Source organism: Microbacterium meiriae, from assembly GCF_040685015.1.
Classification (GTDB): domain Bacteria; phylum Actinomycetota; class Actinomycetes; order Actinomycetales; family Microbacteriaceae; genus Microbacterium; species Microbacterium meiriae.
Genome location: NZ_JBFBHD010000002.1, coordinates 1,097,060 through 1,110,531, shown reverse-complemented (window position 1 = coordinate 1,110,531; position 13,472 = coordinate 1,097,060). Strand labels below are relative to the sequence as shown.

9 protein-coding genes and 1 tRNA gene are annotated in these 13,472 nt (G+C 70.9%); 6 read left to right on the top strand and 4 right to left on the bottom strand.

Going from position 1 to position 13,472, the window contains the following annotated elements; translation table 11 throughout:
* The first annotated feature begins 27 nt into the window (after window positions 1-27).
* A complete protein-coding gene (gene nudC / locus AB0N68_RS13830) occupies window positions 28-909 on the top strand; it encodes an NAD(+) diphosphatase (protein ID WP_259953135.1) in 882 nt (293 codons plus the stop codon).
* Entirely contained in the window at window positions 906-2,627 is a 1,722-nt protein-coding gene (locus AB0N68_RS13825) for an ATP-dependent helicase (RefSeq protein ID WP_280569057.1), read from the top strand. Before nudC ends, AB0N68_RS13825 begins: the two co-directional genes overlap by 4 nt.
* A gap of 826 nt (window positions 2,628-3,453) precedes the next feature.
* Here the strand turns inward: AB0N68_RS13825 and AB0N68_RS13820 are convergent.
* Complete coding sequence (locus AB0N68_RS13820; RefSeq protein WP_280569059.1) at window positions 3,454-4,866, bottom strand: zinc-dependent metalloprotease; 1,413 nt, start codon at window positions 4,864-4,866, stop codon at window positions 3,454-3,456.
* Between the two features lie 118 nt (window positions 4,867-4,984).
* Between AB0N68_RS13820 and AB0N68_RS13815 the strand changes: the two genes are divergently transcribed.
* From AB0N68_RS13815 to AB0N68_RS13805, 3 genes are all read left to right on the top strand, one after another.
* Entirely contained in the window at window positions 4,985-6,076 is a 1,092-nt protein-coding gene (locus tag AB0N68_RS13815) for a YlbL family protein (RefSeq protein ID WP_280569061.1), read from the top strand.
* Window positions 6,077-6,149: 73 nt separating this feature from the next.
* A complete protein-coding gene (locus AB0N68_RS13810) occupies window positions 6,150-9,053 on the top strand; it encodes a UPF0182 family membrane protein (protein ID WP_280569064.1) in 2,904 nt (967 codons plus the stop codon).
* A 334-nt stretch (window positions 9,054-9,387) separates the two neighbouring features.
* Window positions 9,388-10,230, top strand: a complete 843-nt coding sequence (locus AB0N68_RS13805) for a universal stress protein (protein WP_280569067.1) — start codon at window positions 9,388-9,390, stop codon at window positions 10,228-10,230.
* Between the two features lie 22 nt (window positions 10,231-10,252).
* Here the strand turns inward: AB0N68_RS13805 and AB0N68_RS13800 are convergent, their stop codons facing one another.
* Both AB0N68_RS13800 and AB0N68_RS13795 read right to left on the bottom strand, forming a co-directional pair.
* Complete coding sequence (locus tag AB0N68_RS13800; protein WP_280569070.1) at window positions 10,253-11,128, bottom strand: aminoglycoside phosphotransferase family protein; 876 nt, start codon at window positions 11,126-11,128, stop codon at window positions 10,253-10,255.
* An 87-nt stretch (window positions 11,129-11,215) separates the two neighbouring features.
* Window positions 11,216-11,289, bottom strand: a tRNA-Met gene (locus tag AB0N68_RS13795).
* Window positions 11,290-11,367: 78 nt separating this feature from the next.
* Between AB0N68_RS13795 and AB0N68_RS13790 the strand changes: the two genes are divergently transcribed.
* Window positions 11,368-12,177, top strand: a complete 810-nt coding sequence (locus AB0N68_RS13790) for a carbon-nitrogen hydrolase family protein (RefSeq protein WP_268777734.1) — start codon at window positions 11,368-11,370, stop codon at window positions 12,175-12,177.
* A 10-nt stretch (window positions 12,178-12,187) separates the two neighbouring features.
* On the opposite strand, the gene AB0N68_RS13785 is transcribed toward AB0N68_RS13790, so the two are convergent.
* Window positions 12,188-13,390: an aminotransferase class I/II-fold pyridoxal phosphate-dependent enzyme gene (locus AB0N68_RS13785; protein WP_268777733.1), complete on the bottom strand. Its 1,203-nt coding sequence runs from the start codon at window positions 13,388-13,390 to the stop codon at window positions 12,188-12,190.
* Between the last annotated feature and the right edge of the window lie 82 nt (window positions 13,391-13,472).

Here is a 13,472-nt window from a genome sequence, read left to right as displayed (position 1 = left end):
CCGCCACGCCCGTGAGAGAGGGAGTCGATGAGCATTCCGCGCCCGTTCTTCGACCGCGCCGCCGAACTCCGCGAGGAGGAGGGCGTGATCGAGCGTCTCCGCGGCCTCGCGGCCTCGCGCGTCATCGTCGTCCGGGAGGGGCGTGTGCGCGTCGCGGCCTCGGCGCTGCTGCGCGTCTCGGCGGACGACGTCACGGACGGGACATGGGCGCTGCTCGGTCGGGAAGCCGACGGCTCCGCGCTCCTGCTCGCCGCGCTCCCGCCGGAGACCGATGCTCTGGACACGGCGCCGGACGAGATCTGGCTCGGCCTCCGCGACCTCGGCGGGCGCCTGGACGCCGGGGAGTCCGAGGTGCTCGTCGCCGCGGTCGCGCTGGCCGGCTGGCTCCGCGACGCCCCGTTCTGCCCCACCTGCGGCGGAGGGACGGAGCTGCGCAACGCGGGCTGGTCGCGGCGGTGCCTGGTCTGCGGCCGCGAGCACTTCCCGCGGACCGACCCCGCGGTGATCGTCGCCGTCGAGAGCGCGGACGGCGAGCGGTTGCTGCTCGGTGCCAATGCGAACTGGGGCGGTCGCATGTACTCCTGCTTCGCCGGTTTCACGGAGGCGGGCGAATCCCTCGAGGCCACCGTGCACCGGGAGATCGAGGAGGAGTCCGGCGTGCGCCTCTCGACGCTGCGCTACATCTCCTCGCAGGCGTGGCCCTTCCCCCGCTCGCTCATGGTCGGGTTCCGCGCCGCGGTCGAAGACGAAGCCGCGGCCAGACCCGACGGCGAGGAGATCATCGACGTGCGCTGGTTCACGCGGGAGGAGATCGGCTCCGCGCTCGCCGGGGACGGTCCCGTCGGGTTGCCGGGACCCGCCTCGATCGCGCGCGCTCTCATCGTCGACTGGTTCGAGGAGCGCCCGTGAGCGCACTCGATGCCCTCGACGAGCGGCAGCGAGCGGCGGCTTCGGTCCTGCGGGGGCCGGTGGCGGTGCTCGCGGGGGCCGGAACCGGGAAGACCAGGGTCATCACGCACCGCATCGCGCACGGGGTGGACACCGGTGCCTACTCGCCGTCCCGGGTGATGGCGGTGACGTTCACCGCGAAGGCCGCCGGTGAGCTCCGCGGACGCCTCCGTGCACTGGGCGTCGAAGGCGTCGCCGCCCGCACCTTCCACGCGGCCGCGCTCGCCCAGCTCAACTTCTTCTGGCCCACGCTGGCGGGGGCCCCCGCGCCGTCGATCATCGACAACAAGGTGCGCATGCTCGGTCAGGCCGCCGACGCCCTCCGCCTGCGTCCCCGCACGGCGACCCTGCGCGACATCGCCTCGGAGATCGAGTGGCGGAAGGTGTCGATGATCTCGATCGACCGGTACGCCGAGCTGGGCCGTCCGATCACCGGGATCGACCCCACCCAGCTCGTGGAGCTGATGCGTGGCTACGAGGCGCTGAAGGACGAGCGTCATCAGCTCGACTTCGAGGACGTGCTGCTCGCCTGTGCGGGGATGCTGGAGACCGAGCCACGGGTCGCAGCCGCCGTTCACGAGCAGTACCGGCACTTCACCGTGGACGAGTTCCAGGACGTGTCGCCGCTCCAGAACCGGCTCCTGGAGCTGTGGCTGGGCGATCGGCACGACATCTGCGTGGTGGGCGACGCCAGCCAGACGATCTACTCGTTCGCGGGGGCGGAGCAGCGGTTCCTCCTCGAGTTCGAGCGGCGGCACCCCGACGCGACGGTCATCCGGCTGGAGACGAACTACCGGTCCCAGGCCCCCATCCTGACGGCGGCGAACGCGCTGATGCACGGTCGCCGCGGGGCGCTGGAGCTGGTCCCCGCGCGGGAGCACTTCACCGCCGAGCCGCCGACGGTCACGGCGTACGACTCGGAGGCGGAGGAGGCCGCGGGGATCGCGGCCGGTGTCGCGGCCCGTATCGCCGACGGCGCCTCCCCGTCCGAGATCGCCGTGCTGTATCGGGCCCATGCGCAGTCCGCGGTGCTCCAGCAGGCGCTCGCCGCCGAGGGGATCGCCACCTCGGTGCTCGGCGGCACGCGATTCTTCGCCATGCCGGAGGTACGCCAGGCGATCCTCGCGCTCCGTGCGGCGGCGGTCGCGCCGACCGAGCACGGATTCCTGCCAGGGGTGCGGCGGGTGCTTCGCGAGCTGGGACTCACCGAGGAGCCGCCGGCCGCCGGGGGAGCTCAGCGCGACGGCTGGGAGGCGCGACGGGCCATCCTGCGGCTCGCGGAGGATGCCGGACCGGAAGCGACCCTGCGATCGTTCAGCGACGAGCTCATGGCCCGCGCGAAGGATCAGCACGAGCCGACGATGCGGACGGTGACACTGTCGACGCTGCATGCGGCCAAGGGCCTCGAATGGCCGCACGTCTACCTCGCGGGGTGGGCGGAGGGGTCGCTGCCCATCTCGTATGCCACGACGTTCGAGGCCGTGGACGAGGAGCGTCGCCTCGCCTACGTCGGGGTCACGCGGGCTGCGCGTACGCTGGAGCTGTCCTGGGCACGATCGGCGGGGCGCGGCGAACGGGCGCCCTCGCGGTTCCTGGCGGAGATGGGGACGACGGGTCGCGGCACAGGCATTCTGCGCGAAACCGCACCGAACGCCACCCGATCGCGCCGTCCGCGCTGATCCGGGCGATGCGGGCGGCCTCGGGGTCCGCAAGGAGACGCGCAGCGACCGCTCCGGCCGCAGCCACCCTGGCGAGTGTGATGCGTCCGGGGTCGCGGCCGACGAGCTGACCGTGGAGCAGCGGCCAGGCAGGGTCCCGAGCGGTGTCCTCGGCATCCCGGCAGGTCAGACACGGCGTGAGCCCCGGCACGACCAGCGGTCCCACGGTGATGCGCGCCGGCTCGACGGCGATCGGCAGGTGCGGGGAGTCCGTGCGCAGGAACGGCGCGAACTGCACGGCGGCCGCCGCACCGGGAACGAGGACGACGGCGACCACCGTCGATGACGGCGCCGAGGTCGTCGCGAGCGACACCCCTTCGTCGGCGAGCGCCTCGCACAGCCGCCCTTCGGCGCGGGTGTCGGTGAGCCCGAGCGTGGACACCCGGGAGGCGAGCGGGCGGGCGGGCTCGTCCTGCAGCGCCGGTTCGACGATGGCCAGCAGCCGTCTGGCCTCCTCCCGCGGCGCTCCCGCGCGGTGCGCGATGACATCGAAGGCGCTGCGTCGGAACCCTCGGCGCATGCGGCTGAGGAGCCGTTCGACCCAGGGCGCGGACGCCGGGACCCGGATGGCGGGATCGTCGCCGACCTGGAGGGTCATCCCGTCGCGCCAGAGCAGCGGGAATGCGGGGTCGAGACGGGTCAGGGTCGTCGGGGTGAGCGGCACCCCTCGATTCTGCGGAGCATCGTGGAGCCGCAGGCCGATTCGGGGGATCGGTGGAGAAGTCGGCGGTCCGTCCGTGGTCGGGGAGGGAGAGTGATCGTCCGTCCCCGACCCGGATGGCCGGACTCAGACCGGGCGCTCGCCCTCCGGAGTGTCGTCGTCGCCGTCGGTGCGCGGATCCGTGTCGCCGTCCTCGGCGGGCGCCTCCGCGGAGAAGTCGTCGCCGTCCAGCAGGCGGGCGAGTGCCTCGTCGAATTCGTCGGCCTCGGGCTGCTCCCCGCGCTCCGCGGCCTGCAGACGCGCGATCAGGGCCGTCGGGTCGTCGATGTCCTCGGCGGTGGGCATGAGGTCCGGGTAGTCCCAGAGGGAGTCCCGGGCGGCGACGCCGACCGCGTCCGTGACCGCCCGCCACATGGCCGAGGCCTCGCGGATGCGTCGCGGTCGGAGCTTGAGCCCGACCAGCGCACCCAGAGCGTCCTCCGCGGGGCCGCCGACGGCACGGCGACGACGGGCCGCCTCGGCGATCCGGCCGCCGTCCGGCAGTCGGGAGGTGGCCTCCGCCGTGACGACGTCGACCCACCCGTCGATCGTCGCGATGAGGTTCTCCAGGCGGGCGAGGGCCTCGCGCTGCGCCTCGGTCTGGGTCGGGAGCAGGGCTCCGCCCTCGATCGCCGCGCGCAGCTCCTCGGGGTTCGAGGGGTCGAGGCGGCTCGCCACGTCCTCCAGGGCATCGACGTCCACCGTCACGCCGCGGGCGAAGTCGGTGATCTGCGCCATCACGTGCAGGTGCAGCCACTTGGCGTGCCGATACAGGCGGGCGTAGGCGAGCTCGCGCGTCGCGACGTAGAGGGCGATCTGGTCTGCCGGGATCTCGAGCCCCTCGCCGAACGCGGTGAGGTTCTGCGGGATCACGGCGGCCGTACCCGCGGGGAGCACCGGGATGCCCACGTCGCCCCCGGAGACGACCTCGAGGGAGAGGTTGCCGAGGACCTGACCGAACTGGGCGGCGAACACCGATCCGCCGAGGCCCCGCATCAAGCGTCCCGCGCCCTGCACCACGCTGCGCATCTCCTCGGGCACCTGGGTGTCGAGGGCGGACGTCAGCGCGTCGGCGATGCTCGTCGAGACGGGGCTGGCGATCTCCTTCCACACCGGAAGGGTCCTCTCGACCCACTCGCCGCGGGTCATCGCCACCGGCGGCTCTGCGAGCTCGGAGATGGTGGTCGCCTCGCTCAGCCAGAGACCTGCGAGTGCGAACGAGTCGGCGAGGGAGGAGCGGGAGCCGTCGCCGATGCCCTGACCCTCGCGGTTGGCGATGTGCAGGGCCTGCCGGAGCGAGTTCTCCCACGGATCACCGCCGAAGGCGCCCTGGAGCTGCGACATGATCGTCTGCATCATCGCCGGGTCGAAGGCGAAGCCGTCCATCCCCTGGAAGGCGCCGCGCAGCGCCTCGGGGTCGATGTCTCCACCGCCCTGGTTCGAGAGCATCCGTCGCAGGAACTCCTGGAAGTCCTCCGGGTTCGGTTCGTTGTCTGCCATGTCGCTCGCCCTCTCAGCACGTCTGAAGCCGTGGCATCTACGCTAGTCACAGGTTTCAGTGCGCGTCCCCGAAGCGGGCAGATCGCTGTACGCCGCTCGCGAACGACGGAGGATTGCTGTGGAACGACCGCGTGCAGGGAAGCTCGGACTCGGGGTCTGGGCGCTGGTGGTCGCGCTCGCCGCGCTCGCCGTCCTCACCTTCCTGCCCTCGCCGTACGTGATCCAGCGTCCGGGCCCGGTGTACGACACCCTCGGTACCGCGAAGAACGCGGACGGCGAGCAGGTCCCGCTCATCAGCGTGGAGGGGACCGAGACGTACGAGACGGGCGGCACGCTCGACCTGACGACCGTCCAGGTCGTCGGCAACAGGGAGCGCACGCCGAGCTGGTTCGAGCTCGCGCTCGCCTGGACGGACGCCTCGCGCGCCGTCGTGCCGCTGGACGCGGTGTTCCCCGAGGGCGTCACGACCGAGCAGCGCGACGAGCGCAACGCGATGCTCATGGTCGACTCGCAGCACGAGGCGACGGCCGCCGCGCTGAACGAGCTCGGCTACGACACCGGAGCCGAGGTCGTGGTGGTCGACGCGGTCGAGGGCTCTCCTGCCGACGGCCTGCTCGAGGCGGACGACGTGATCACGGCGATCGACGGCACGCCCGTGACGTCGGCGACCGCGCTGCGCGAGGCCATCCAGGAGGCGGGCGGGGATCCGGTCGCGCTCACGGTGCGCCGCGACGGCGCGGAGCAGACGGTCGAGATCACGCCGGAGGAGCAGACCCAGGACGGCACGACGACGTGGCTGATCGGCATCACGCTGCGCACCGATTACGACTTCGAGGTCGACGTCACGATCCAGCTCGACAACGTCGGCGGCCCCAGCGCGGGCATGATGTTCGCCCTCGGGATCATCGACACCCTGACCCCGGGCGAGCTGAACGGCGGCAAGGAGGTCGCGGGCACCGGGACGATCGACGCCGAGGGGACCGTCGGACCGATCGGCGGCATCCGCCAGAAGCTCTACGGCGCCCGTGACGCCGGCGCGGACTACTTCCTCGCACCGGAGGCGAACTGCGACGAGGTCGTGGGGCATGTGCCGGACGGCCTGCAGGTCATCCGCACCGCGACCCTCGACGAATCCCTCGCGGCGCTCGAGGTCATCGCGGAGGACGGCGACGTCGACGCGCTGCCGACCTGCGACGTCCCCGCCACCTGAGCCCGCGCGGTCGTGACACCGCCGTGACCGGTGTGACAGCCCGCCCACAGCGAGCGGTGCCTAGGATGGAGGGGTGACCTCGACCCCAGCCCAGCCCCCGGCCACGCCTCGAACCTCCCGACGCATCCTCGGAATCTCCCTGGTGATCATCGCCGCGCTCATCGCGGCGTTCTTCGTCTTCGCGTCGCTCTACACCGAATTCCTCTGGTTCGACCAGGTCGGGTTCACCGGCGTGCTCACCACGCAGTGGATCGCGACGGCGGTGATGTTCGTCATCGGCTTCCTCGGCATGGCGGTTCCGCTGTTCGTCGTCATCCAGCTCGCCTACCGGCTCCGTCCGGTCTACGTGCGGCTGAGCTCCCAGCTCGACCGCTACCAGGAGGTCATCGAGCCGCTGCGGCGCCTCGCGATGTGGGGCATGCCGATCTTCTTCGGCCTCTTCGCGGGATTCGCAGCGGCCGGCAACTGGAAGACCGTGTGGCTGTGGGCCAACGGCGTCGCCACCGGTGAGGTCGACCCGCAGTTCAAGGTCGACACCGGTTTCTACATGTTCGCGATGCCGTTCTACTCGATCCTCCTCGCGTTCGTCTCGGCGGTCCTGCTGCTGAGCCTTCTCGTCACCGCGCTCGTGTCCTACCTCTACGGCTCCGTGCGCATCGGCCAGGGCGAGCTGCGCATCTCGAAGCCGGCCCGCATCCAGCTCGCGGTCATCGCAGGGCTGTACCTGCTCGTGCAGGCGGCGAGCCTGTGGCTGGACCGCTACAAGACCCTCGTCGAACCGGACGACCGGATCACCGGTGCCGCCTACACGGGCGCCAACGCGACCATCCCCGGCCTCGGCATCCTCGCGATCATCGCCGCCGTCGTCGCCATCCTGTTCTTCATCACGGCCGTCATCGGCCGCTGGCGCTTCCCCCTCGCGGCGACCGCGCTGCTGATCGTGGCCTCGCTGGTCATCGGCATCGGCTACCCGTGGGTGGTCACGACCTTCCAGGTGAAGCCGAACCAGAACGCCTATCAGGCCGAGTACTACCAGCGGAACATCGACGGCACGAAGGAGGCCTACGGCGTCGCCGACCTGGAGACCACGGCCTTCGAGGCTGAGACGGACGCCGAGGCCGGTCAGCTCCGCGCCGACGCGGAGACCACCGCGTCGATCCGCATCATGGACCCGAAGGTCATCCCGCCGACGGTCCGCCAGCTCGAGCAGTACCGCGGCTACTACCAGTTCCAGACGACCATGGACGTCGACCGCTACGAGATCGACGGCGTGAAGCAGGACACGGTCGTCTCTGTCCGCGACCTCGACATGTCGGGTCTGGGCGACGGCGACAACTGGAACAACCGCGTCGCGGTCTACACGCACGGCTACGGTCTCGTCGCCGCGGCCGGAAACCAGCGCACGACGGACGGCGAGCCCGTCTTCCTCGAGCGCGGCATCCCGACCTCGGGCTTCCTGTCCGAGCAGGGCGACTTCGAGCCGCGGGTCTACTTCGGCGAGAATTCCCCGGAGTACTCCATCGTCGGCGCCCCCGAGGGGGCCGACCCGGTCGAGATCGACTACCCGCGGGGCAAGGACGGATCGAGCGAGACGAAGACCACGTTCTCCGGGAACGGCGGACCGAAGATCGGCGACAGCTTCACCAAGTTGCTCTACGCGCTGAAGTTCCAGTCGGAGCAGATCCTCTTCTCCAACCTCGTCAACGACGACTCGCAGATCCTCTACGACCGCGACCCGAAGACCCGCGTGCAGAAGGTCGCGCCGTACCTCGAGCTCGACAGCGACCCGTACCCGAGCGTCGTGGACGGCCGCATCGTCTGGATCGTGGACGGGTACACGACCAGCTCGACGTACCCGTACTCGACCAGCGTGAGCCTGTCCGACGCGATCGCCGACTCGAACGTGCCGACGCCGTCGCTCGCGATCGACGACATCAACTACATCCGCAACTCGGTCAAGGCCACGGTCGACGCCTACGACGGCTCGGTCACGCTGTACGCCTGGGACGAGGAGGACCCGGTCCTGAAGACCTGGCAGAAGGTCTACCCGTCGACCCTCAAGCCGATCAGCGAGATGTCCGGGGAGCTCATGAGCCACGTCCGGTACCCGACCGACCTGTTCAAGGTGCAGCGCGACATCCTCGGCATCTACCACGTCGACAAGGCCGGCTCGTTCGCCCAGCAGGACAACCGCTGGCAGACGCCGAACGACCCGCGCAGCGACGCGATGCTGCAGCCGCCGTACTACCTGACCATGCAGATGCCAGGGCAGGAGGAACCGCGGTTCTCGATGTTCTCGACGTTCATCCCCGCCTCCCAGGGCGCGGGCGGCAGCCGCGACGTGTTGATGGGCTACCTGGCCGTCGACTCGGATGCGGGCGCCGAGAAGGGCGTCAAGGCCGAAGGCTACGGGCAGCTGCGCATGCTGGAGATCGACACCGACACCACGGTGCCCGGCCCCGGCCAGGTGCAGAACACCTACAACTCGGACACGGCCGTGGTGCCGCAGCTCAACCTGCTCCAGCAGGGGGAGTCCGAGGTCATCTACGGCAACCTGTTGACCCTGCCCGTCGGTGGCGGTCTGCTCTACGTCCAGCCGGTCTACGTGCAGTCGTCCGAGGGGACGCAGCTGCCGCGTCTGCAGAAGGTGCTCGTCGCCTTCGGTGACCGGGTGGCCTTCGAGAACACCCTCACCGAGGCGCTGGACACGCTGTTCGGCGGCGACTCCGGCGCGACCGGTGGCGATGACGAGGTCGAACCCACCGACCCGGAGGCGACCGATCCCGACACGGGGGAGACGCCGACCACGCCGACGCCGACGGATGAGCAGGCCGACGCCCTGGCGAAGGCGCAGCAGGCGCTCCTCGACCGCCAGGCGGCCCTCACCGAGGGTGACCTGGAGAAGTTCGGTGAGGCGGACAAGCGGCTCACCGCGGCCGTTGAGAAGCTCCTGGAGCTGGAGGCCGCCGCAGAGTAATCTCGCCACGCACACGAAAGGGCACCCCCGGGGTGCCCTTTCGCATTCCCCGCCACTCCCGCGTCCCTCACGCATGTCCGCCGCATCAGGCGCTCGCGCCGTTTCAGGCGACATCCTGCAGGCGTGCCTGCTGTCGCGCGGGTGCCTGCGTGCGCGCATGGCGCGCCGGGACAGGCGTTCTCGCGGCAGCAGGCGGGCGCGCGAGGTCAGGCGCCCTCCTGGTAGGAAGCCTGATCTGGCGCGAGTGCCTGAGCGGCGGAGGGTTTTGTCCGGGACGAACCGTCGCGCGAGGAGGGGATGGCATGGGAGGGTGGAGGCGAACAGGGAGGTCGCCGTGGCTGAGCGCATCGTTGTAGGAGTGGTGGACACGTCGGCGGGACGACGAGCACTGGAGTGGGCCGCGCAACGCGCACGGTCCCGGAAGGCTACTCTGCTCCTCGCGAGCGTCGTCGGGGGAGCGGTCGGTGCCGTCGGGGAGGGCCCTGTGGTGGATGCGGCGATCGCGGCTGCCCGGAGTCTGCTGGAGGAGCACGCGGAGACGCTGAAGGCCCAGGGCCTGGACGTCGACATCGTCGTGCTCCGCGGCGACCCGGTCCGCCAGCTCGTCTCGACCACCGCGGGCGCGAACCTCCTGGTGATCGGAAGCGACTTCCGACCCGATGACGCGGACAGCCCGCGGCGCGGGGCGCACGGGCTGCGCATCGTCGCCGACTCGTCCTGCCCCGTCGTGGTGATCCCGGATATCGAGGCGGGAGACCGCCGCGGTGTCGTCGTCGGAGTGGACGGGTCGCCGATCTCGGAAGCCGCCGTCGCCTTCGCCGCTGCCGAAGCCGACCGCCTCGGCGAGCCCCTCATCGCGGTGACGGTATGGACGCCCGTGCCCCTTCCGCGCGGAGCGAGGTCGTATCCCGAGCAGTACCTCTCCTCCATGCAGGAGCTGGCCGAAGAGACTCTCGCCGTCGCTCTCGCCGGGCTGCGCCAGACGTATCCGGATCTCGAGCTGCAGCCCCGGGTCGAGCGCGGGTACCCGTCCGAGGTCATCAACCGGGCGGCCGCCGCCGCGAGCCTCGCCGTGGTGGGCTCACATGGGCGGGGGGCCGTCGCCCGGTTCCTGCTCGGGTCGATCAGCCACGAGGTCCTCGCGGCGCTCGTCGCGCCCACCGCCGTCGTCCGCTGACCGGCGGGGCGGCATCCGCGGCCTAGAGCGGGCTGGTCAGCACCTCGTGAAGCACGCGTCGGCTGTCGTCTCCGCCCGGTCCTGACCCGCCCGAGAGGGTCACCAGCGCTTTCCAGAGCGCCCAGCCGCGAGCCCGTCGCCACGTCGCGTCGTCGAGTCCGACAGCGTCGCGGAACGCGTCACGCGCGTCCCCCTCGAAGTACGTCCACGCCATGACGAGGTCGCAGGCAGGATCGCCGACGCCGCAGGTGCCGAAATCGATGATCGCCGACAGGCTGCCGTCGCTGATGAGGAGGTTCCCGACGGCGACATCGCCGTGGAACCAGACGGGCGAGGACTCCCAGACGCTGCTCGTCGCCGCGAGCCAGACGCTCCGGCAGTTCTCCGTGTCCACGGTGTCGTCCAGCCGCTGCAGCGCGGCGTGGACGTCATCGCTGTAGACGCTCGGATGCGAACCGCGCAAGAACGAGTGCCGGCCGGCGGCCTGCCCCGCGTGCACGGGAAGAGACCTCAGGACGCGGAGGAGGCCCCCGAGATCGACGGCGAGGCGGACACGATCGAGCCCCGCGACGCGGTCGACCGTGTCGCCGTCGAGCCACCGGCGGATGGACCACGGAAACGGATAGCCGCGGCCGGGTTCGCCGAGCGCAACGACGGAGGGAACGGCGACCGGGAGCCGTCCGGCGAGGAACTCGAGCGCTCTGCTCTCCTTCTGCACGGCCGTCGCGTAGGACTCGGCAACGGGAAGGCGAACCGACAGATCCTCACCCAGGCGGAAAGTCCTGTTGTCCCACCCCTGACGCGCCACGGCGCGGACGGGCAGGTGCGCCCAGCGGGGGAACTGCTCTTCGACGAGCTCAGCTACCACGGCTGCATCGATGTCGACCGGTCGGCTCACCCCTCGATACTCCCAGAGGTCGGCTCCCGCCACATGCGAAAGGCCCTCTGGCTTGGGATTTCTCCCGGCCAGAGGGCCTTCCATTTGTTGCGGGGACAGGATTTGAACCTGCGACCTCCGGGTTATGAGCCCGGCGAGCTACCGAACTGCTCCACCCCGCGGCACAAGAGATAACTTATCACGGATCTGGAAAGGCGTCGAATCGAGCGCGGCAGCGACGGGTGCGAGAGGATGGCGTCATGCCTGAGAACGCCGCCGTCCCCGTCGCCGTGTGCCAGTTCGCTCCCACCGATTCGCGCGAGGCCAACAGGGAGCGGATCGCCGAGCTCGCGACGGACGCCGCCCGACTGGGGGCGAAGCTCATCGTGTTCCCGGAGTACTCGAGCTTCTTCGTCGATCCGATGGACGAACGCCTCGCGGCGAATGCGGAGGGTCTCGACGGTGAGTTCGTGACCGGACTGATCGGCCTGGCCTCGGAGCTCGCCGTCGTCATCGTCGCGGGCGTCACGGAGAAGGCCTCGGACGAGGGGCGCGTGCGCAACACGGTCGTCGCCGTGCGCGGCGACGGCATCCTCGCGGTCTACCGCAAGCAGCACCTGTACGACGCGTTCGGGCAGAGCGAGTCGGACTGGGTGGAGCCGGGGGAGATCGGCGAGCCCGCGGTCTTCGAGCTCGGAGGTCTGCGCTTCGGGCTGATGACCTGTTACGACCTGCGGTTCCCCGAGCTGTCGCGGCGCCTCGCGGTCGCCGGTGCCGACGCGCTCGTGGTGCCGGCGGAATGGGTGCGCGGGCCGCTCAAGGAGCACCACTGGACCACGCTGCTCGCCGCGCGGGCCATCGAGAACACGGTGTTCGTCATCGCCGCCGACCACCCGGCGCCGATCGGTGTGGGGCACTCGCGCATCGTGGACCCGCAGGGGGTCGTCCGCGCGGGGATCGGGCCCGAGCCGGGGCTGGCCATCGGAGTGGTCGACGGAGCGGCCGTCACCAGGGTCCGGGAGACGAACCCCTCGCTGCGTGCACGACGTTACGCCGTGGTCCCGCGCTGACCGACCTGACTCAGGCGCGCAGACCGGAGAGACGGGCGGCCGCCTCCTCCAGGACATCGACGCGTTTGCACGCCGCGAAGCGGACGAGGCCCGCGTACGCCGGGCGTCGCGCGGGCGACACGAAGGCGGTGAGGGGGATCGCCACGACCCCGGCCCGTTCCGGAAGCGCGCGGCAGAAGGCCGCCGCATCGGCGCCGCCGAGAGCCGTCGCGTCGGCCACCGTGAAGTAGCCGCCCTGTGGGGCATGGACGGTGAAGCCGGCCGCGCGCAGACCGTCGCCGAGGATCGCGTGCTTGCGGGCGAGCAGGGAGGCGGCATCGGCGAAGAACGCATCGTCGAGGCGCAGGCCGACGGCCACGGCGGGCTGGAAAGGCGCGCCGTTGACGTAGGTGAGGTACTGCTTCACCGTCAGCACGGCCGTGATGAGCGCGGCGGGGCCGTGCACCCAGCCGATCTTCCACCCCGTGGTCGAGAAGGTCTTCCCGGCCGAGGAGATGGTCAGCGTCCGCTCCGCAGCGCCGGGCAGCGTGGCGATGGGCACGTGCGGGCCGCGGAAGGTGAGGTGCTCGTAGACCTCGTCGGTGACGATCACGGCATCGTGCTTCTCGGCCAGACGCACGACCTCCCGGCGGACCTCCTCGTCGAAGACCGCTCCCGTGGGGTTGTGCGGGTCGTTGACGAGGATGATCCGCGTCCGATCCGTGACCGCCTCCGCGAGCTGCTGCAGGTCGGGCTGGAAGTCCGGCGCCCGCAGCGGCACGGTCCGGAGCCGAGCGCCCGCGAGCGCGACCGCCGCGGCGTACGAGTCGTAGTAGGGCTCGAAGACGACGACCTCGTCCTCCGGCCCGTCGATGAGCGCGAGCAGGGTCGCCGTCAGCGCCTCGGTCGCCCCGGCCGTCACGATGACCTCGGTGCCCGGGTCGACGGCGAGCCCGTAGAACCGCTGCTGATGCTCGGCGATCGCCTGCAGGAGATCGGGGGAGCCGCGCCCCGGCGGGTACTGGTTGACGCCCTCGGCGATCGCGGCGCGTGCGGCGGCGAGGACCACCTCCGGGCCGTCCTCGTCCGGGAAGCCCTGCCCCAGATTGATGGAGCCGGTTCTGACCGCCGCGGCGGACATCTCTGCGAAGATGGTGGGCGCGACGGTACCGTCCGCGTCGAGCAGACCGGCACCGGCCGCCGTGCGACGCCATGCGCCGGGGATGACACTCATGAAGAACAGGCTAAGGCCATAGCTGAAACTCAAGCTCGGCATAAGGAACGCACAGGGATGCGGGGCATCCTGGAGGAGCGTT